The sequence below is a fragment of the Streptomyces sp. NPDC054834 genome, from assembly GCF_053611185.1.
The window spans coordinates 225068-244989 of record NZ_JBSGZV010000007.1; the positions used below are offsets into that span (position 1 = coordinate 225068).

The following is a 19922-nucleotide window of genomic DNA, read 5'->3' on the forward strand; positions in this document are numbered from 1 at the left end:
GACGTGCGCCTGCGCTCGTACGAACTCGTCGCGGACGCCTACGGGTTGCCGACCGCGTAGGTCTGGGCGCCGAGCAGCTCGGAGATGCGGTCCGGCGGCACCGGCCGGGAGTAGAGCCAGCCCTGGCCGGTGTCGCAGCCGATCCGGCGTAGGCGGGTGGCCTGGGCGGAGGTTTCCACGCATTCGGCGGTGACCGTGAGGCCCAGGCGGTGGGCCAGCTGGATCATCGCCTCGACGATGACCTCGTCGGCCGGGTTCGGCGGGGCGGCGGTCGCGTCCTTGGCCTCCTCGTACTGGAAGCCGCGCACGAAGGAGCCGTCCAGTTTGAGGACGGACACCGGCAGGCGGCTGAGGTACGCCAGGTTCGAGTAGCCGGTGCCGAAGTCGTCGATGGCGATGCCCACGCCCATGTCGCTGAGGGACTTCAGGGCCTGGAGCGGGCGGCCCGCCGAGCCCATCACCGCCGACTCGGTCAGCTCCAGTTGGAGCAGGTGCGGGGCGAGGCCGGTCTCCGCGAGGATCTCCGCCACGTCCGCCACCAGGTCGGAGTCCCACACCTGACGCACGGCCACGTTGACGCTCACGAAGATCGGCGGCTCCCCGGGGTGGTCCAGCTGCCAGCGGCGGGCCTGACGGCAGGCGGTCGCCAGGGCCCAGCGGCCCAGCGGGACGATCGAGCCGTCCTCCTCGGCCAATCCGATGAACCGATTCGGCGTCAAGATGCCGAACTGCGGGTGGTTCCAGCGGACCAGGGCCTCGACACCACGCAGACGGCCGTCCTCCATGGCCACCAACGGCTGGTATTCCAGCACGAATTCGCCGCGATCGATGGCATGGCGGAGCGCGGAGGACAGAGCCTGGCGGGTCATGCGGTGCGCGTTGCGCTCCGGGTCGAACAGGGTCCAGCGGGCCTTGCCGTCGGCCTTCGCCCAGTACAGGGTCGTGTCGGCGGCCTGCATCAGGCCGGTGGCGGTGGTGCCGGCCGCATGGCGTTCCACGACGCCGATCGAGGCGGACAACGACAGCCGCTGGCCCGCGAGGTCGAAGGGGGCCTGGAGGGCCTCGAGCGCCGCCTCGGCCAGCTCGGCGAGCTGCTCCGTCCCCGTGGAGTCCTCCACCAGCAGCGCGAATTCGTCGCCGCCGAGCCTGGCTACCAGAGGGGTGCTCGACCGGGCGTACCCGGCCTCGTCGGCGACCCGGGTCAGGCGCTCGGCCACGGCGGCCAGCAGGCGGTCGCCCACGCGATGGCCGAGCGTGTCGTTGACCGCCTTGAATCCGTCCACATCCAGGTAGCACAGCCCGATCCGGCCGGTGCCGCTCTGCTCGTACGACTCCGCCTCCAGCGCGGCCGACAGCCGCTCGAAGAACAGCGTGCGGTTGGGCAGCCGGGTCACCGGGTCGTGCATCTGCAAGTGCCGCAGGCGTGCCTGGAGTTCACGGTGCGCCCCGATGTCGGCGACGGACAGCAGGACGCCCGGCTCGGCGTCCGCGAGGGGAGCGACGGTGACCTGCACCCACACCGAGTGGCCGTCGGGGTGCTTCAGCCGGCGGGTGCAGCGCAGCTTGGCCTGCCGGCCACGCAGCACCTCGCGATAGGCGTGCCAGATGCGGGCCTCGGAGGTCAGGTCCACCAGGTCGGCGGCGACCTGCCCCGTCAGCGCGGCGGGGTCGGTGCCGAGCAGGGTGCCCAGGGCGGCGTTGGCGTCGGCGACCAGGCCCTCCCGGTCGACCACCGCCATCGCGAGCGGGGCGGCCTCGAAGACGGAGCGGTAGGCGCGCCCCGCACGGGTAGATGTCGTATGGTCACTCTCTGTGACGGCTGACCGGTCGAGGTCTGCCGCGGGCGTCGGCCCTTCGGACGTTCCGCTCACCGCTCGCTCCCGCAGTGCACTCGATCTCTGTCCGTGCAGGAAAGTGTGCCGATCATAGAGGCTGGCCCGAGGGCCTTCCAGTCACAGTCCAGTCTCCAGGATGACCCGGGGGTTGTGACAGATCGTTTCTGCCCGTCCCTGGACGGGTTCTACAGGCCCCCGACCGGGTGTGACGTTCCGTGAGCGTTTCGGGGTGTCGGCCATTCGGGGCATCCCGATGCCGCTCACCCTTCTGGTGCAGGCAAACAGGGCGTACTGCGACAAAGTCACACAGGCTGGATGCGGTGTCCCGCGAACCGCATTCGGAGGTCCCCGTGCCGTGTCAGCTGCCCCTCAAGCGGCTTTCCCGTGAGGCCCTTGCGCGGCTCGGGCGGGCCGGTACCGGGCCCCGACTGCGCAGCACCGCCGCCGTGTTCACGACCATGTCGGCGCTCGCCGCGACCTCGATCCTGACCGTCCCCTCCGTCGCCGAGCCGTTCACCACGGCGCCGTGCGCCCTCAAGCGGACCGACGCGCACCACTCGGAGGGCCTGGACACCTGGAACGACACCTACACCCGCCCGTCCCGCCCGCTCGACGCGGTCCTGGTGTTCCTGTCCTTCCCGGACTCCACCCCCCGCACCACGCCCGCCGAGCTGACCGCCGACCACTTCCCGGCCACCAACAGCTTCTTCCAGCACGCCTCCTACGGCCGGTTCACCCTGCGCCCGCATCCGCTGCGGCGCTGGCTGCGCATGCCGCAGCCGTCGACGTCGTACGCCATGAAGCGGGACTGGGACCCGGACCGGCGGGCCGCCTATCTGCGTGACGCGTTCGCCACGGCCGACCCCGAGGTGGACTTCTCGCGCTACGGCGTCGTGTACTTCGTCGCCGACCCGGACGCGCCCGGCGTGGACTCCGACGCGACGAAGGTGGTCAACCTGGACACCCCGACGCACGTCGACGGCACGGACGTCCGGCGGGTGGTCACGGTCTTCGAGAGGCATCCGCCGGACCGTCTGGTGCTCGCGCACGAGACCGGGCACGTCTTCGACCTGCCGGACCTGTACCACCGCCCGATGGACGGCAAGGGCGACTGGGACACCTACGTGGGCGACTGGGACCTGATGGGCAGCCAGTTCGGACTGGCCCCCGATCTGTTCGGCTGGCACAAGTGGAAGCTGGGCTGGCTGGGCCCGCGCCAGGTCGTGTGCGTGCGGGGCGGCGGTCCCACCCGGCTGACCCTGGAGCCCCTGGCCGCGGGCCCGGGCACCACGGTCGCGGGCGCCTCGGGCGCCCCCGCCTTCGGGCTCGGCGACGGCGTGAAACTGGCCCTCGTGCGCACCGGCCCCGAATCCGTCCTCGCCTTCGAGGCGCGCGGTCCGGCCGGGAACGACGGCTCGGCCTGCCGGTCGGGCGTCCTGGTGTACCGGGTGCACGGCGGAGCGGAGTCCGGGGACGGACCGATGCAGGTGGTCGACGCCCACCCGCGTACCGAGGCCTGCGGGGAGAACTCGGTGTACCCGCCCCTCGCCGACGCGCCGGTCGCCCTCGGCGAGAGCTTCACGGTGCCGGGTGAGGGCGTACGGGTGGAGGTGGAGGACCGGACGCCGTCGGGGGCGTGGACGGTGAAGATCACGCCGGGGCCGGGTTCGGCGGCTGCGGGCTGAATGTGGTCCGCAAGCGCGTAACGACAGAGGGTCACGTTCTCATGAACGTGACCCTCTGCTGTCTGGTGCGCCGCCAGGGACTCGAACCCCGGACCCGCTGATTAAGAGTCAGCTGCTCTAACCAACTGAGCTAGCGGCGCCTGCTGACGTCCTAGACCTTAGCATCCTGATCGAGGGGAGGAAAAATCGATATGCGCACCGCGGTGCGGGCCGCCCGGACGGCCGCCCACAGCACGACCTCCGGGCCGGGCAGCCACGGGTTGCGGGTATCGGGGGCGACCAGCCAGCGGGCACCGTCGGAGGCGGAACGGTCACCGCCCGTGAGCGCCGGGACGGTCACGGCGTCCCCCTTGCCGTGGCAGAGCAGCGGGGGAATGGCCCAGCTCCATTCCTCCCAGGCCAGCAGGGACGGCAGCCGCTGCGCCGTACGCGGCGCGGCGAACAACAGCATCCGGCCACGGAACACCGCGACCGGGCCCGACCCCGGCCCCTCGTCCCACAGCCGGTCCAGCATCCGGCGCCCGAAGACCGCCGGCACGTTCACCACGTCGAAGACGGTTCCACAGGGCAGCGCCGACGGCCCGGTCCCGCTCCGCGGAAGCCTCCCCGCCGAGACCAGCCATTCGGCACCGTCGGCGGTGACTCCCGCGAGGTCGCTGCGTGCACTGCTCATACCGACCACATCTACCGGCGGTGAACACCGGGTAGCGCTGGGTTGCCAGAAATGGGGACAAGAGGAGCCGGGAGGGGGTATCTTGCCCGCCCGCCTGGCATATGCCGAGCGATTTGGCTGCGGGCGGTGTCACACCGGATCCGCGGACCCTCGCCCCTCGGCCTCGGCGGCAGCCCCCCGCATCAGGTCCCGCCCGAACTCCACCATCCTCTTGGCGTAGTCCTCGGTCCACTCCGCCCGCTCGGCGATGTCCGCCGGCGTCAGCCGGTCGAACCTCCGCGGATCGGCCAGCTGGGCCGCCGCGATGGCCTGGAACTCCATCGCCCGGTCGGTCGCCGCACGGAACGCCTGCGTCAGCTCCGTCGCCCGCGACAGCAGCTCCCGCGGATCCTCGATCGACTCCAGGTCGAAGAAGTGCTCGGGATCGGCGGCCGCCTCGGCGGGCTCGAAGAGCAGCGGCGCGGGGCGTAGCCGCGGTTCGTGCCGACGCGGCGTGGGCTCCGCCATGTCTTTCTCCTCCTCGTACGGTTCGGTAGGGGCGCCGCCTTCTGGGTGGGCCGCCTTCCATTGTCCCGCCCCGGCGCAAGGGGACGCTGAACAACGACTCAAGCCCGCCGGACCCCCCGGTGCTCCGCGAGATGAGCAGGCGGTCGCCGAGTGGGTGATGTCATACCGGTCATGGCCGCCAGGTCACCCGGTGTTCGGCGAGGTGGGCCGGCACCGCGTGGTTCGCCTCCCAGTCATCGGGGCGGTGTTCTTCGGCCGCTTCCGGCGGCGTGCCGGACTCTGTCCGGGGGGTGGGCGGTCTTGCGGGAGGCGGTCGGTCATGGCCGCCAGGTCACCCGGTGTTCGGCGAGGTGGGCCAGCACCGCGTGGTTCGCCTCCCAGCCATCCGGGAACTTCACCAGCGTCCCCAGCTGCACCGGCTCGGTCGACGGATAGTCGTCCAGCAGGTCGCCCACCCCCGCCCGGCACACCACGACGCACGCCTGCCGGTGCCGGGAGGCGAGGACGCACAGGCGGCCCGTCTCCAGGTGGAACGCGGTGGCGTCGGGGCGGCCCGACAGCGGGTGCAGGACGACCGTGACGTCGAACTCCCGGCCCTGTAGCCGGTTCGCCGTGTCCACCGTCACATCGGCCACACCCAGCTCGGCCAGCGCGGCCCGCACCGCCGCCGCCTGGTCCCGGTGGGCCGTGCCGACGGCGATCCGGTCGGCGGTGAGGGGGGCCGGGTCCGGTGAGCGCTCCGAGATCGCCGCGCCGCCCCGGTCCAGCAGCCGTCGGACCACCGTGGCCACGGCTCGTACCGCTTCCGGGTCCGTCCTCGGCGTGTGCCGCGCCGGCAGTTCCAGCAGCCCCCAGCCCGAGGCCGCCGCCTCGTCGATCACCCGGTCGGGGCCGGAGCCGTCGGACGGGACGGCGAAGGCCAGGCGGCGGTCGCCGTGGTCCGTGCCGCTGCGGAAGGGGGTGTAGGGGTAGAAGGCGTCCGACACCAGGGGGGCCGCCGAGGCCGGCAGGCGCCACGACACCGGCAGACGGTGCTGCGGCAGCTCGGGGTTGTGGGCGAGGAGAGTGGTCACGGCCGAGGCCGAAGGGTCGTACGACAGGCCCGCCCACTGCTCGCTGCCCACGATCGCGAACGGGTCCAGCTGGCCCGGGTCGCCCACGAACAGCGCCCGCTCGAACAGCCCGGCCACGGCGAGCAGCGCGTCCGAACGCATCTGGTACGCCTCGTCCACGATGGCGTGCCGCCACGGCTCGTCCACCTTCACGTGCGCCCACTTCGCGGCGGTGGACAGCACCACCGGGATCCCGGCCAGATCGGCCGCCTTCGCCGACTTCCGTACGTTCGGCAGGTCGTCCAGCACCTTGTCGTACGGGTCGGAGTCGCTGCTGTGCAGGCGGCCCACGGGCAGCTCGGGGTTCTTCTCGGCGAGCCGGGCCACCAGGTCGTCGACCTGGGCGTTGGTCTGCGCGACCACCATCAGTGGGCGCCCGGCGTCGGCGAGTTCCAGCGCCGCGCGGACGACGAGGGTGGACTTGCCGGCGCCCGGCGGGGAGTCCACGACCACGCCCCGGTGTGTGCCGTGCAGGGTGTCGCGGAGGATCGCGTCGGTGGCCCGCGCGGCCGCGGCCCCGGGGTCGAACACGGCCTCGGTGGTCACAGGACGTCCTCCTCGGTGACGGCATCGGCGGGCTCCGGCACGGCCGCCGCCTCACCCGGCGGCCCCCCGTGCGTCCACGGCGTCTGCTCCGGGTCGGGCAGCTTCGCCCCGCCGCGCTGCTCGTGCTCGAACAGGGTGAAGCAGAGCCGGTCGCCCTTCTCCGGGACCGACCCGGCCTCGGGCTCCTTGCCACGGCCCATCTTGTCGACGATCCGCAGTACGACGAGCCCCTCGCTCTCGGAGCCGACAAACCCGATGAACTCAGCCGCCTGCGGTTTCCCACCCAGCGAGCGGTACACCTTCGCCCGCTCCCCGAAGCGCGGCCGGTCGTCCGTGTACACGGTCACCAGCGGGCGCGGGCTGGGCCGCTTGCCCTCGCTGTACGCCATCACCACATCCGTGACCTCGCCCGCGAACGCCTCCCCGGCCAGCCTGCGCCCGGCCATCACCAGCGGGTCGTCGAGGGCCTCCTGCGCCTCGAGACGGGCCTGCTCACGCTCGCGCGTGGCCAGCTTGTTGGCGGCCGTCACCGCGTCGTCGCGGCGGGGCTGCGGGGGCTCCCCGGCGAGCACGCGGTCGCGGTGGCCGGTGAACGACCAGCGGTCGCGCGTCCACCGCTCCTCGACATGCGCCCCCTCCGGCAGCGCCCGCAGCAGGTCGATCCCGCGCCACACCGCCTGCCAGGTGGGCAGGGTGACGCTCGCCACCAGGTCGCGGATCTCCTGCTCGGCCGCGGTGAGCACGCCGAGCCGCTCGTCCGCCTCCAGGCCGTCCTCGGCGGCCGCCAGGGCGGTGCGCGCCCGGTCGTAGCGCTCCAGGGCGGGCGCGAGCAGCTTGTTGTCGAACGCCGGATCGGTGGCCGGGCCCGCGGGCGGGCACAGCAACTGGTCACCGGCGCCCCGCGCCAGCTCGGCCCGCAAAGCCTCCTCGGCGCCCGTCGTGCCCTCCGGAGGGTCGATCCAGGCGAGCAGCGCGCCCAGGTGCTGGTCCTCCAGGCTGGACTGCCCGGTCGCCCAGTGCCGCGACAGCATGTCCGTCAGGGCCTGTAGCAGCGAGGAACCCGGCACCCGGGCCCGCTCCCCGAAGTGCGTCAGCCACCGCCCGAGCAACGGCACCCGGGGCGGCGCCGGGTAGGGCGCCTCCGGGTCCTGCTCCGCCGTGCGCCGAAAGCGCATGGACCGCCCGAGCAGCCGTACGAACTCCACGCCCGCACGGCTCGGCACGATCAGCTGCGGGGCGTCCGCGCACAGCTCTACCTCGACCTTGACCCGCTTGCCGGTCTCCGGGTCGGTCTCGGTGCGCTCGGCGGGCTCGACGCCATCCGCGAACGAGTCGACGTACGGCAGGACGATGTCCGCCAGTTCGGCGAGGAACGCGAAGCGCAGATCGCGGTCGCGCGGCTGCGGTACGACCAGCAGGCGCGGCGCGTCCCGGTCGGTGCCGACCAGCGCCCCGAGCGGGGCGCCCGCCTCACCGGCGGTGGTGAGCGGCACGAACACCAGCGGCCGGTCGGACAGATGCCGGTGCCGGACGGTCGCGGTGGGCCGGGCGCGGCCGGTGCTGACCGCCTCCAGACGGGCGAGGGTGGCGATCAGGGACACGCGGCCACCTCCCGGCCGGACAGCGCCTCCGCCCGCAGGGCCGCCGCCCTGCGCAGCGCCGCCACCGCCGGATCCCCGGGGTCGCCGAGCTCACCGCGGGCCGCCGCCAGAACGTCGTCCACGGTCGACAAACCGCCCAGTTCGGCCCGGACCGGACGGCCCAGCGTCGTCACCGCGCCCGCCGAGCGGGAGCGCTCGCGGCAGTGGAAGGCCAACTCGCACGCGGCCAGGCACTCGGGCGCGTACGTCGCCGGGACCGACTCCACCGCCGCTGTCAGCTCCTCGGCCGGCAGGCCGGGCGCGAAGCAGGTGCCCTCGGGAAGACCGGCGGCGATCTCGTCGATACGGGTGAGCCGGGCCAACTGGCGGGCGGTGACCGCGCGCTGCTTGCGGATGTCCACGGCCGAGGCGGTGGCCAGGTTGGAGAAGTCCCGGGGGCAGACCAGCAGGATGCGGTGACGCACGCGCGGGGCGGGATCGAGGCGTCCGGCGACGTCCTCCAGGGCCAGCACGTACACCGCCGCCTGCCGCGCGGCCGCGCCCACCTTCGCCGGGTCCGCCGCACCGTCCAGCATCGGGAAGGACTTGATCTCCACGACCGTCCAGCTGCCGTCCGGGTGCACCACCACCGCGTCCGGCTCCAGGAACGCCGGGGAGCCCGCCACGTCCAGCGCCAGCATCGGATGGTCGAGCAGCGTCCAGCCGCCCGCCTCGACGGCCTCGCGCAACGCCAGCGCCGTACGCGCCGTCCGCCCCGCCGGGCCGGGCGCGGACAGGTCGGGCACATGGGTCTCCTGCGGCGGCTCGGCTCCCGGGTCCAGCCGCGCGTGCACCAGGCGCAGCAACTCCGCGCCGCCGTCGGCCTTCACCCGTGCCTCGAACGCGTTGCCCCGGGTCAGGGCGAACTGCGACTGCCCGAAGACGGACGGCGCGCCCAGCGCGCTCGCCAGGCCCGCCTTGTCGACGGCCGCCCCGTCCAGGATCGCCCGCCGTCTGCACCCCGGGTTCGCGGCGAGCGCCGCCAGGGCGCGCGCGTCCAGTGCCTTGGCCGGTACGTCGGGGCCGCGCAGCTCAGCGAGCCGGTGCCGGAGCGCCGTCCCCCGCGTCGGTGGGGGCGGCGTCCGGCTCGGCTCCGGATCCGAGCCGCGAGTCGCGCTGCCGTGGAATTCGCTCACCCGGGGAAGTCTGGCATCCGCCACTGACAATCGGGGCGCCTGTGCCCTCGGAGCCCGCTGCGACGACCGAGTCGCCCGGCAGCAGCCGCTCCCGCAGCCGTCCCACGCCGCGCATCACGTACGGCGCGAGCAGCAGTCCGGCCCCCATCACGGCCACGCCCGCGACCGCGTCCAGGAAGTAGTGGTTGGCGGTGCCCATCACCACGATCGCGGTCAGCAGCGGATAGGCGACGCCGACGGCCTTGGCGACGCGCGTGCCGCCGTACCGCCACAGCATCACTCCGCACCACAGCGCCCAGCCCACGTGCAGGCTCGGCATGGCCGCGTACTGGTTCGTCATGCCGCCCATGCCCCGCGGGGCGCTGGCCTCGCCGCCCCACCAGCCGTACGAGCTGTACTCGGCCATCGTGTCCACGAAGCCGTGGCCCGCGGAGAGGAGGCGGGGCGGGCAGGTGGGCAGCAGGGTGAAGCCGATCAGGCCGATGAAGGTGGACGTCATCAACCAGGTACGGGCCGCCCGGTAGTGGCGGCTGCGGGACCGGAAGAGCCAGACCAGGATCGCGGGCGTGACCAGGTAGTGCAGCGACGCGTACCAGAAGTCGGCCGGGACGCCGAGCCATGCCTCGCGCGTGAACAGCCGGTTGAGCGGATGCTCGGCGTTGAGGTGCAGGGCCTTCTCGATGCGCAGGAGCGCCAGGCCGTGGTCCACGGCGCTGGAGACATCGCCCCGGGCGAGCAGCCGGCCCGCCGAGTAGCAGCCGTACACCAGCAGGATCAGGGGAAGTTCCGTCCACCACCGCAGCCGGGTCCGTGGGGACACCTCGGTGCCCGGTGTCTCGGTCTGCGGCATCCGATCGCCCTCCCCCTTCTGGTCCGCGGCGCCCCTTGGGCCGGGCGTGCCACTTTACGGCGTACCTGTCCGCCCGGTTACGGCGTACCTGTTCGCTCGGACGGCGTACCGGTTCGCTCTTGGGCGGCGCTTCAGACCGGATAGACGCTGAGATCGCCCGCCGGGTTGCCCAAGGACAGGGTGCGCGATGATGGAGGGGCTACGCCTCGGGTTTCTCCCCGATCCCTCCCCGATCTCTCCCGGAAAGGTCCCCCATGGCACCGCGCATCCTGCTGGCCCGGCACGGACAGACGGCCTGGTCGCTGTCCGGCAAGCACACCGGCAGGACCGACGTGCCCCTCCTGGAGGAGGGCCGGCGCGGCGCCAAACTGCTCGGCGAGCGGCTCCACCGCGCGCCCTTCGACGGCCTCCCCGGGGTCGAGGTCCGCACCAGCCCCCTGTCACGCGCGCGTGACACGTGCGAACTCGCCGGGTTCGGTGACCGGGCGACCACCTGGGACGCGCTGGTGGAGTGGGACTACGGCGCGTACGAGGGCATGACCCCCGAGGAGATCCAGGCCGTTCGCCCCGGCTGGCTGATCTGGCGGGACGGGGTCCCCGAGGGGGAGACCCTCGCCGAGGTGACGGCCCGGGCGGACGAGGTGGTGTCCTGGGCGCGGGCGGAGGACCGAGACGTACTTGTGTTCGCCCACGGGCACATCCTGCGGTCCGTGGGCGCGCGGTGGCTGGGCCTGCCGTTGGACTTCGCCGCGCGGATCCGGCTCAACCCGACGTCACTGTCGGTCCTCGGCTGGGCGTACGGGGAACCGGCGATCGAGAGTTGGAACGACCTGGGGCACCTCGTCCTCGGCTGATCACCTCCTCCGGGGGACGGTGCGGGTGAGGTCAACGACTGCGAATTGCACGGGTTACGAAGCTTGGAGCACTTCAGCTATTTCATGGCATGCCCGGGTTTTGGTGACATTGCTCCCGCATGTGATCTCCATCATGGGTTCTGACGATTTGTCCCTTCCTCTCGGAGGCAAACCCATGAAGGCTCTTGTTCCCCTGGCCGCAGCCGCGGTGGTGCTCGGTTCCCAGGCGTTGGGCGGGGTGGCGGTTGCCGCGCCGGCCCTCGGCGGTGTGAGTCACCACAGCGCCAGGCACCTCATCAGGGACGTCGACGGCCTCAAGCCGTGGAAGACCGGGAAGATCGTCTACTGCAACAACCAGTCGAACTTCAACCTCGTCTCCGTGCCCGCGCCGCTGATGGCGGCCGCCGCTGCCGCCACGCCGAATTTCGTCGGGGCCGCTGCCGCCGGCTCCGGCCCGTCCAACGTCAACAACTCGAACGCTCCCGTGAACACCCCGTCGCACAACAGCTGCTCGTAGCCGTTCACTTCCGCCGGCCGGCCGCACGCTGCTCCAGCGTGCGGCCGGTGGTCTGTCGGCGGGAGCCCGGGAGGCCGTGGCGGTCGACTTCACGCCATACGCGGCGACGAGGCATGCCTGTCCAAGAACGCCGACACCCCCGAGGCCCGCCGGTGCGGCAGCAGCACCCGCGCGGTCCCCGCGAGCATCGTCTGGATCCGTGACGACTGCACCTGGTCCAGCAGGTCCAGCACCCGCATCCCGGCCGCCGCCGCCTCGTCGGGCCGTCCCCCGCGCGCGAGGTCGTCCGCGAGCTCGGCCGTGTACAGCGCGATGTTCCGTGTGAAGTGGGGGTCCTGGAGCTGCGCGGCCCGACGCGCGTGCCGGGCCGCCCGCGTCCAGTCGCCCAGCGTCGACCAGCACTGCGCCTCCAGCCCCTCCAGCTCGGCCTCGCCGTAGAAGCTCATCCACTCCGGGTCGGCGTCCGAACGGCCCCGGTCGTACAGGGCCTGTGCCCGTACGAGCGCCTGTTCGCAGCCGGTGCGGTCGGCGAGCCCGGCCCAGCCGCCCGCCTCGCGCAGCGCGAGCAGCGACATCAGGCGCGCGGACCCGAGGGACCGCCCCACCCGCTGCGCGGCCTGCGCCGCCCGTACCGCCTCCCTGGGCCGTCCCGAGTCGCGCGCGAGGAAGGCCGTGTTGCAGAACGCGTGCGCCTCCAGGGCGGGGTCCCCGGTCATCCGGGCGGTCGCGAGCGCCTCCGCGTAGTGCGAGCGGGCGTCGTCGAAGCGGCCGGAGTCGTGGGCCAGCCAGCCGACGGAGATGGCGAGTTCACCGGCGCCCGAGTGCAGCCGGTCGGCGGTCGTCTGCCGGGTGGCACCCGCGTCCAGCAGCTCATAGGCGGCGCGGAGCGGGGCGGCCGCGCGCCGGTAGAGGCCGTCCGCGCCGTGCCGGTCGTCGAGCAGCCGGATGCGGCGCACGGCCTCCTCCAGGGCGGCCGCCTCGGAGGACCCGGCACGGCGCACCGGCCGGTCCGACGCCGCGGCGTCGATGGTGACCCCCAGGGGGCCCAGCGTGGCGGCGGCCACGGTGGCGCCCCCGCCCGTCATGAATGCGCGACGCAGCACGTCGCTCTCCTCGTCGATCTCGTCGTTCTCGTGCGTGTCGTACGGGTCCTGCGTGTCATACGGCTCGAGCGCCCCCTGCGCCTCACCCGCGGCGAACGCCGGGTGTGCGGCGAGCAAGGGGGACGCTTCCCCCGCCGGGCGAGCCCCGCGTCCGCGGACGGACGAGCGGGGCGCGAAGCCCAGGTCGGCGAGCGTGCGGCCGGGGAACATGTGCAGGAACACCCGTTCGTACGCGTAGTTCGGGCAGCGGATCTCGCCCGCCTCGACCCGGCCGATGTAGCGCGCGTCACAGCTCACCCGCTCGCCGATCTCGCGGGCGGCCCGCCGCACCAGCGCGGCGAACTCGGCCGGTGAGCGCCGGCCGCGCAGCTGCCGGAAGGCGAGGTTCGGCCGTGGTGGCCGTTCGGGCTGTGACCAGGTCACGGTTGACGACGCCATGGCCGGGTCCTCTCGTGCGAACCGTCGAACCATGCCGGATCCGTCGCGGGTCGTCAGTGTCGACGCCCCGGTTCCGGCGGGCAAGAACGTACCGGCTGTGTCGGACCCGCCACGCTGTGTTTGGCTACAAATCGGATATCTCATGCACGATCTGCCATGAAGTGCCATCCTTTGCGGCGCACTTGCGCCGTAGCCGTTGACGCCGTGCCGCGTTGGACACGGCGGACTGCAAGAGGGCTGCGTGGTGGAGGCCGGGATGGAGACCAGCCGGAGCAACGATCCTTGTGCGCCGTCGCCGACCGCGTGTGAGGTGGTGACCGTGCCGACCCGGCAGGGTCTGGAGGCGGTCGACATCCTGCGGCGCGGTGCGGCCGGGGACGCGGTGGGTCCCGTCCTGCACGACGACGGGTGCGACACGCTCGGCTTCCTGGTCCCGCCGGGCACCGCCGCCGCGTGGGACGTCCCCGGGAGCACCTGTACGGAGACCGACGGACGCGGGCTGAACCTGATCCCGCAGCCGCCGGTCGGGGGTTCGGGCTGGCTGGTGCCGCCGGGGGAGGCCGACCTGGCGACGGATCCCGCGGTCCTCAGACGGGCCCTGGGGGAGGCGGCACGGCTGCTCGAGGCGGCGGACAGCTGCCGCTGACCGGTTGCCCGCCGGGGCCCTGCGAAAATGGCCCCATGGGCAAGTCCAGGAACCCCCGGCGCAGACAGGCCGATGCCGAGACGGTCGTCGAGGACGTCGACGGCGGCCTCGCCCAGCTGATACCCGACCGGGACCGCCCTCGGGCCTGGACCCTGCTGATCGACGGGGCGCCGCAGTCGCACGTCGACCTCGACGACCCGGCGTACCTCTCCTTCGAGTACCAGCGGCGGCTCGGGCACGTCATCGACCTCGTCGCACCGCCCGGCAGACCGGTGCGTGCCGTGCACCTCGGCGGGGGCGCGTTCACCCTGGCCCGCTATGTGGCCGCCACCCGCTCCCGCTCCACCCAGCAGGTCGTCGAGCGGGACGCGAAACTCGTCGAACTGGTCCGGCGGGAGCTGCCGTTGGACCCCGGGGCCCGGATCCGGGTGCGCTCGGCGGACGCCCGCGAGGGCCTGGCCAAGGTGCCGGACGGCTGGGCCGACCTGGTCGTCGCCGATGTCTTCAGCGGCGCCCGCACTCCCGCCCACCTCACCTCCACCGAGTTCCTCGACGAGGTCCGCAGGGCCCTCGCGCCGGACGGCGTCTTCGCCGCCAACCTCGCCGACGGTCCCCCTCTCGCCCATCTGCGCGGCCAGATCGCCACCGCCGCCGCCCGCTTCCCCGAGCTCGCGCTGGTCGCCGACCCGGCCGTGCTGCGCGGCAAACGGTTCGGCAACGCGGTCCTGGTCGCCGCCGACCGCCCGCTCCCGGTCGCCGAACTGACCCGCCGCGCCGCCTCCGACCCGCACCCCGCCCGGGTCGAGCACGGCAGGGCGCTGCTCGCCTTCACCGGCGGGGCCGTCGCGGTCACGGACGAGGCGGCGGTGGCCTCACCGGCCCCGCCGCCGTCGGTGTTCCACTGACGAGGACCGGCTGGTGCCCCGTTCTCGCGGGGCACCTGGTGGTGCCGGGATATTCCGTTGTGGGGCCGGGAGCACGGCCATAGGGTCCCGGCATGTCCCTACGTGTTCGTATGCGTCAAGCCCTCCCGGAGGCGATGCGCGCCCGCGACAAGGCGGCGGTGAGCGCCCTGCGCGCGACGCTCGCCGCACTGGACAACGCGGAGGCGGTCCCCGTGGACGAAGCCGGAATGCGCGGTCTGGCCCTCGAACAGTCACCGGTCGGTGTCGGTGCCACCGAGGTGGCGCGGCGTGAGCTGAGCGAACGGCGCGTGGCGGACATCGTGCGGGCCGAGGCCACCGAACGACTGGAAGCCGCGGCGCGGTTGACCGCGCCCGCCCACACCGACCGAGTCGCACGGCTACGCGCGGAGGCCGATGTGCTGCTCCGCTTCCTCGACGGCCACGGCACGCCGTCGGAGAACTGATCGGAGAACTAGAAGTCCAAGCCCCGTGACAGCAACGGCAGATGCCGTTCGTACAGCGCCGCCAGGTCCTCCCGGCCGTCGCCCTCCACCCAGTGCCGTACCAGCGTGGTGAAGACCGCGATGATCGCCGCCGCCGCGCACTTGACCTCCAGGTCGGCCGCGTCGCGGCCGGCGCGCTCGGCGATCACCTCGGCGATGGCCCGCTCGCTGCGCTCCTGTTCCGCGACGGTGCGGGCGCGGATGGCCGGGTCGGTGAAGGAGATCCGGGTGCGCAGCAGGAGGTCGTCGCGGTCCTGCTGGATCATCTCCCCGACGGGGCCCTTCAGGGAGTTGAGCACCGCGTCGACGATGGGTTCACCGGCGGGGCGGGAGCGCAGGGCGGCGGCGAGGGCGGGATCGTACTCGTCCTGGAGGACGACGTCCTCCTTGGTGGGGAAGTACCGGAAGAAGGTGCTGGGCGAGACCTCCGCCGCCTCCGCGATCTGGTCGACCGTGGTGGCCTCGTACCCGTTCTCGGTGAAGAGGCGGTAGGCCTCGCGGCGGATGCGCTGGCGGGTCTGCTGCTTCTTGCGCTCGCGCAGGCCGAGGGGGGCGGCGGGGGTCTCGTGCTTCGTCATGCGACCGATTCTGCGGGCTGCGCGACGGACCGGGCCACCGTACGGGAGCAGGGGGTGGTGCCGGGCAGGAAGACGGCGGCCAGGACGGCGCCGAGCAGGGCGATCGCGCCGCAGGCCGTCAGGACCAGGCTCATACCGTGGACGAACGCCTCGTGCGCCCCCGACGCCAGGGCGGTGTCGTGCAGTTGCGCGGCCACCGCGTCGGCCCCGGAGACGGAGTCGCGGGCCGCGTCGGCCGCCGGACCCGGCAGGGTGCCGGTGTGCAGCCGGGCGAGGTAGCCGTAGCCGAGGAGGCTGCCGAGACCGGCGACGCCGAGGACCGAGCCGAGCTGCTGGACGGTCTCCAGGAGGCTGGTGCCGGACCCGGTGTTGTCCTCGGGCAGCGTGGCCATCACCAGGCTGGTGGCCGGGACCACGGCGAGCCCGAAGCCGAGGCCGGTCAGGCCCAGCCACAGCGCGGTGAAGCCGTAGCCGTCCGAGGTGCCGGTGGTCGCGCCGAGCAGCACACCGGCGCCGAGCACCAGCAGGCCGGCGGGTACGACCGTACGCGCGCCCAGCCGGGGGACGAGGGGTTCGCTCGCGGCGGCCGCCGCCATCAGGCCGCCGATCAGTGGCAGGACGCGCAGGCCGGTCCCGAAGGCGTCGTTGCCGAGCACCGACTGAAGGTACTGCGGGACGACGAACAGGATGCCCATGACCGCGAAGTTGACGAAGACGGCGATCAGCGTGCCCCACAGGAAGCGGCGGTCGGTGAACAGGCACAGGTCGACGATGGGGTGCGCGTACCGGCGCTCGCGCAGTACGAACCCGGCCAGCAGGACGGCCGCGGCGACGAGCGGGACGAGGACCGAGGGCGCGGTCCAGCCGTCGCGGGGGATCAGGATGGTGCCGTAGACCAGCGCGGTGATGCCGAGGCCGCCCAGGACGGTGCCGAGGGTGTCGAACGGCGCGGAGGTGCGGGTGGCGGTGTCGCTGGGCAGCAGCCACACGCCCGCGAGGACGGCGAGCGCGGCGACCGGCGCATTGAACAGGAACACCGAGCCCCACCAGAAGTGGTCGAGCAGCCAGCCGCCGACCACGGGTCCGACCGGCATGCCGAGCGCGGTGGCCGCGGTCCACACCGCGATGGCCTTGGGCAGTTCCTCCTTGGCGAAGACACGGGGCAGGATCGCCATGGACAGCGGCATGATCGCGGCGGCCCCGAGACCCAGGACGGCGCGGGCGGCGATGACAGCCGACGGCGAGTGGGCCAGCGCACCTCCTAACGAGGCGAGGCCGAAGAGCGTGATGCCGGACAGCAGCAGCCGCTTGTGCCCGAACCGGTCGCCGAGCAGCCCGACCGGGAGCATCGCCACCGACAGGGCCAGCAGGTAACCGCCGCCGATCCACTGCAACTGGGCGCTGTCGGCGGGCAGTTCGGTCGCGATGGTCGGCAGGGCGACGTTGATGACGGTGCCGTCGAGGCCGACGAGCAGCACGCTCAGGGTGAGCGCGGCCAGGGCGAGCCGGCGGCGGGGGGATGCGGACATGTGGGACCTCCCATTCGGGGCAACCTGATGAGAGGTTACCCTCAAATGAGAGTTCACTGTCAATATCTAGTTGTCTTTCACTTTGAGCGAGCGCTGGCCGCTCAGTAGACCTCCACATGCGGCGGGCCGTCGTGCCAGGTGCAGAACACCGTCACCCGGTCCGCGCCCGAAGCGAACTCCACCCGGATCCACGACTCCGTCTTCCACACCTGCATCGACCAGCCCGTCCCCGGCGTCGCCGAGACGAGCGCCGCGTCCGCCTTCCCGATGTCGAACACCACCCGGCCCCCGTCGGTGTCATAGCTCTTGACCTCACCGGAGGCGGTCTGCGAGGGAGATGCGGCGGGAGTGGCCGCCGCGGTCCGAGAGGGCGTCGGGGAACCGGGCGCCGACGGCGTCCTCCGTGCCGTCCCGGACGGAGGCGGGGACGGGGACGCAGGTCGGGACGTCGGGGACGCCAGCGGCTTTGGACCCTGCGCGGTCGCGTCCGCCGCCGTGATCGGCAGGGCGCGCGGCGGGTCGTACGCCGTGCCCGCCAGCACCGTGTGCACGCCCCACCACGACAGCGTGACCGCCGCGCCCGTGGCGAGCGACCACGCCAAGACGTGTACGAGTCCTCTGCGCATCGCGGGCCATACTGCCCCACGAGCCCCACTTGTCGCACACGTTCGGAGCCGCCGGGAGTTGTCCACAGGCCCGCACCCGGCCGTCCCGCATGGCGTACGGTGCGGCGCATGGCAAGTGTGCTCGTGGTCGAGGACGACCAGTTCGTACGCTCGGCGCTCATCCGGCATCTCACCGACGCGTCGCACACCGTGCGCAGCGTCGGCACGGCACTGGAGGCGCTGCGCGAGGTCGCCCATTTCCGCTTCGACGTGGTCATCCTCGACCTCGGCCTGCCCGACCTGGACGGATCCGAGGCGCTGAAGATGCTGCGCGGGATCACCGACGTACCCGTCATCATCGCCACCGCGCGGGACGACGAGACCGAGATCGTCCGGCTGCTGAACGCCGGAGCGGACGACTACCTGACCAAGCCGTTCTCCGTCGAGCACCTGTCCGCCCGGATCGCCGCCGTCCTCAGACGCTCCCGGGCCGCCACCGTGGACGCCCCGCCGTCCAGCGTCCTGCGCGTCGGCGGCCTGACCGTCGATCCGCTGCGCCGCCAGGCCGAGTTGGACGGGATGCGCCTCGACCTCACCCGCCGCGAGTTCGACCTGCTCGCCTTCCTCGCCGGCCGGCCCGGGGTCGTCGTCCCCCGCAAGGAACTGCTGGCCGAGGTGTGGCAGCAGTCGTACGGCGACGACCAGACCATCGACGTCCACCTCTCCTGGCTGCGCCGCAAACTGGGGGAGACGGCGGCCCGGCCGCGCTATCTGCACACCCTGCGCGGTGTCGGCGTGAAGCTGGAGCCCCCGGGGGAAGCGGAGCCGATCCGATGAGATGGGCACTGGTCAGGGTCTGCCTCGCGGTCACCGCGATGGTCGTGGTCGCCTTCGCGGTCCCGCTCGGACTGGTCGTCAAGGAGATGGCCCGCGACCGCGCCTTCTCCAACGCCGAGCGGGAGGCCGCCGCCATCGCGCCCGCCCTGTCCATCACCACCGACCGCGACAAACTGGAGCGCGTGCTCGCCTCGGCGGGCGCGGACACCGGCATGGCCGTGCACATACCGGCATCCGGCGGGGACACGGCGGACGGGTCCGGCCGGGCGGCCGTCGACATCGGCCGGCAGCGCGCGGCCGACCGGGACATCGCGACCGTACGGAAGCTGGGCCGCGCCTCCACCACCGAGGTCGCGGGCGGCTCCACCCTGCTCCAGCCCGTCGCGCTGAGCTCCGGCGCCATCGCGGTGGTCGAGGTGTACGTCCCCGAGGCCGAGGTCACCAACGGCGTCGGCACGGCCTGGGCGGTGCTGGCCGCCGTCGGCATCGCGCTGATCGTGGGCTCCGTCGCGGTCGCCGACCGGCTCGGCGTACGGATGGTGCGGCCCGCGCGGCGGCTGGTCGAGGGCGCGCACGAACTGGGGGAGGGCAAGCTGGGCGCACGGGTGCCGGAGGACGGTCCGACCGAACTGCGGCTGGCCGCGGTCGCGTTCAACTCCATGGCCGACCAGGTCGTACAACTCCTGGCGAACGAACGCGAACTGGCGGCGGACCTCTCCCACCGACTGCGCACCCCGCTGACCGTGCTCCGGCTGAACACGGCCTCGCTCGGCGAAGGACCCGCCGCCGAGCAGACCCGGGCCGCCGTCGCCCAGCTCGAGCGTGAGGTCGACACCATCATCCGCACCGCCCGCGAGGCCAAGCCGCAGACCGCCGCCGCCGGGCCCGGTGCCGGTTGCGACGCGGCCGAAGTCGTCCGCGAGCGGATGGGGTTCTGGTCCGCGCTCGCCGAGGACGAGGGCCGCAAGTGGCGGCTGGCAGGGGTCGAGCGGCCGGTGCGGATACCCGTGGCCCGCGCCGACCTGGCCGCCGCGCTCGACGCGCTGCTCGGCAACGTCTTCCGGCACACCGCCGAGGGCACGGCCTTCGCGGTCGACGTGCACAACGGCGAGGACGCGGTGATCGTCCTGGTCTCCGACGCGGGCCCCGGCATACCCGACCCCGAGGCGGCCATGGCCCGCGGCCGGGGTTCGGGCACCGACGGCTCGACCGGCCTCGGCCTGGACATCGTGCGCAGGCTCGCCGAGTCGACCGGCGGGGACGTACGGATCGGCTCGTCGGTGCTGGGCGGCACGGAGGTGCGGATCTGGTTCCAGCTGGACGGGCGGGAACCGGTGCGCAAAGGCCACCGGGGCGCCGTGCGCCGCCGCCGGCCCCGCAAATTGGTCTCTACCTTTAACCGCCCCCGATCCCTCCCTTAAGC

19 protein-coding genes and 1 tRNA gene are annotated in these 19922 nt (G+C 73.1%); 8 read left to right on the forward strand and 12 right to left on the reverse strand.

Going from position 1 to position 19922, the window contains the following annotated elements; genetic code table 11:
• Nucleotides 1-38: 38 nt before the first annotated feature.
• The gene (locus tag ACWGJM_RS12875) at nucleotides 39-1871 is read right to left on the reverse strand and encodes a putative bifunctional diguanylate cyclase/phosphodiesterase (protein ID WP_453411693.1); all 1833 of its coding nucleotides are present in this window, start codon (nucleotides 1869-1871) and stop codon (nucleotides 39-41) included.
• A 314-nt stretch (nucleotides 1872-2185) separates the two neighbouring features.
• Here ACWGJM_RS12875 and ACWGJM_RS12880 point away from each other — a divergent pair, with 314 nt between their 5' ends.
• Nucleotides 2186-3520 carry a M6 family metalloprotease domain-containing protein gene (locus tag ACWGJM_RS12880; protein WP_453411694.1) on the forward strand — a complete coding sequence of 445 codons (1335 nt, stop codon included), beginning with the start codon at nucleotides 2186-2188 and terminating at the stop codon, nucleotides 3518-3520.
• Between the two features lie 63 nt (nucleotides 3521-3583).
• Here ACWGJM_RS12880 and ACWGJM_RS12885 read toward each other — a convergent pair.
• The 7 genes from ACWGJM_RS12885 to ACWGJM_RS12915 form a co-directional block, all read right to left on the reverse strand.
• Nucleotides 3584-3660: transfer RNA gene (locus ACWGJM_RS12885), tRNA-Lys, on the reverse strand.
• Between the two features lie 11 nt (nucleotides 3661-3671).
• Nucleotides 3672-4193 (reverse strand): hypothetical protein, encoded by a 522-nt coding sequence (locus ACWGJM_RS12890; RefSeq protein ID WP_453411695.1) that lies wholly within the window; start codon nucleotides 4191-4193, stop codon nucleotides 3672-3674.
• A gap of 129 nt (nucleotides 4194-4322) precedes the next feature.
• On the reverse strand, nucleotides 4323-4700 hold the full coding sequence (locus tag ACWGJM_RS12895; protein ID WP_390739314.1) for a hypothetical protein: 378 nt from the start codon (nucleotides 4698-4700) through the stop codon (nucleotides 4323-4325).
• Between the two features lie 317 nt (nucleotides 4701-5017).
• Nucleotides 5018-6358, reverse strand: a complete 1341-nt coding sequence (locus tag ACWGJM_RS12900; protein WP_453411696.1) for an AAA domain-containing protein — start codon at nucleotides 6356-6358, stop codon at nucleotides 5018-5020.
• Nucleotides 6355-7959 (reverse strand): hypothetical protein, encoded by a 1605-nt coding sequence (locus ACWGJM_RS12905; protein WP_453411697.1) that lies wholly within the window; start codon nucleotides 7957-7959, stop codon nucleotides 6355-6357. Before ACWGJM_RS12905 ends, ACWGJM_RS12900 begins: the two co-directional genes overlap by 4 nt.
• A complete protein-coding gene (locus ACWGJM_RS12910) occupies nucleotides 7950-9134 on the reverse strand; it encodes a hypothetical protein (RefSeq protein WP_453411698.1) in 1185 nt (394 codons plus the stop codon). Before ACWGJM_RS12910 ends, ACWGJM_RS12905 begins: the two co-directional genes overlap by 10 nt.
• Nucleotides 9031-9984, reverse strand: coding sequence for a phosphatase PAP2 family protein (locus tag ACWGJM_RS12915; RefSeq protein ID WP_453411699.1), 954 nt, complete (start codon nucleotides 9982-9984; stop codon nucleotides 9031-9033). Before ACWGJM_RS12915 ends, ACWGJM_RS12910 begins: the two co-directional genes overlap by 104 nt.
• A 254-nt stretch (nucleotides 9985-10238) precedes the next feature.
• Between ACWGJM_RS12915 and ACWGJM_RS12920 the strand changes: the two genes are divergently transcribed.
• Together ACWGJM_RS12920 and ACWGJM_RS12925 are read left to right on the forward strand one after the other, a co-directional pair.
• The gene (locus ACWGJM_RS12920; protein WP_453411700.1) at nucleotides 10239-10838 is read left to right on the forward strand and encodes a histidine phosphatase family protein; all 600 of its coding nucleotides are present in this window, start codon (nucleotides 10239-10241) and stop codon (nucleotides 10836-10838) included.
• 175 nt (nucleotides 10839-11013) lie between these two features.
• On the forward strand, nucleotides 11014-11355 hold the full coding sequence (locus tag ACWGJM_RS12925; RefSeq protein WP_453411701.1) for a hypothetical protein: 342 nt from the start codon (nucleotides 11014-11016) through the stop codon (nucleotides 11353-11355).
• Nucleotides 11356-11444: 89 nt separating this feature from the next.
• Here the strand turns inward: ACWGJM_RS12925 and ACWGJM_RS12930 are convergent, their stop codons facing one another.
• Nucleotides 11445-12896, reverse strand: coding sequence for a hypothetical protein (locus tag ACWGJM_RS12930; RefSeq protein ID WP_453411702.1), 1452 nt, complete (start codon nucleotides 12894-12896; stop codon nucleotides 11445-11447).
• A 241-nt stretch (nucleotides 12897-13137) separates the two neighbouring features.
• On the opposite strand from ACWGJM_RS12930, the gene ACWGJM_RS12935 reads away from it, so the two are divergent.
• From ACWGJM_RS12935 to ACWGJM_RS12945, 3 genes are all read left to right on the forward strand, one after another.
• Nucleotides 13138-13542 carry a hypothetical protein gene (locus tag ACWGJM_RS12935; protein ID WP_453411703.1) on the forward strand — a complete coding sequence of 135 codons (405 nt, stop codon included), beginning with the start codon at nucleotides 13138-13140 and terminating at the stop codon, nucleotides 13540-13542.
• 35 nt (nucleotides 13543-13577) lie between these two features.
• The gene (locus ACWGJM_RS12940; protein WP_453411704.1) at nucleotides 13578-14447 is read left to right on the forward strand and encodes a spermidine synthase; all 870 of its coding nucleotides are present in this window, start codon (nucleotides 13578-13580) and stop codon (nucleotides 14445-14447) included.
• Between the two features lie 134 nt (nucleotides 14448-14581).
• Nucleotides 14582-14911, forward strand: coding sequence for a hypothetical protein (locus tag ACWGJM_RS12945; RefSeq protein ID WP_453411769.1), 330 nt, complete (start codon nucleotides 14582-14584; stop codon nucleotides 14909-14911).
• 8 nt (nucleotides 14912-14919) lie between these two features.
• Here the strand turns inward: ACWGJM_RS12945 and ACWGJM_RS12950 are convergent, their stop codons facing one another.
• From ACWGJM_RS12950 to ACWGJM_RS12960, 3 genes are all read right to left on the reverse strand, one after another.
• Entirely contained in the window at nucleotides 14920-15528 is a 609-nt protein-coding gene (locus ACWGJM_RS12950) for an acyl-CoA-like ligand-binding transcription factor (RefSeq protein WP_453411705.1), read from the reverse strand.
• Complete coding sequence (locus ACWGJM_RS12955; RefSeq protein ID WP_453411706.1) at nucleotides 15525-17057, reverse strand: MFS transporter; 1533 nt, start codon at nucleotides 17055-17057, stop codon at nucleotides 15525-15527. The genes ACWGJM_RS12950 and ACWGJM_RS12955 overlap by 4 nt, the downstream gene beginning before the upstream one ends.
• 101 nt (nucleotides 17058-17158) lie before the next feature.
• Complete coding sequence (locus ACWGJM_RS12960; RefSeq protein ID WP_453411707.1) at nucleotides 17159-17683, reverse strand: hypothetical protein; 525 nt, start codon at nucleotides 17681-17683, stop codon at nucleotides 17159-17161.
• A 108-nt stretch (nucleotides 17684-17791) separates the two neighbouring features.
• Here ACWGJM_RS12960 and ACWGJM_RS12965 point away from each other — a divergent pair, with 108 nt between their 5' ends.
• The gene (locus ACWGJM_RS12965) at nucleotides 17792-18499 is read left to right on the forward strand and encodes a response regulator transcription factor (RefSeq protein WP_453411708.1); all 708 of its coding nucleotides are present in this window, start codon (nucleotides 17792-17794) and stop codon (nucleotides 18497-18499) included.
• A complete protein-coding gene (locus ACWGJM_RS12970; RefSeq protein WP_453411709.1) occupies nucleotides 18496-19920 on the forward strand; it encodes a sensor histidine kinase in 1425 nt (474 codons plus the stop codon). The genes ACWGJM_RS12965 and ACWGJM_RS12970 overlap by 4 nt, the downstream gene beginning before the upstream one ends.
• Nucleotides 19921-19922: the final 2 nt, after the last annotated feature.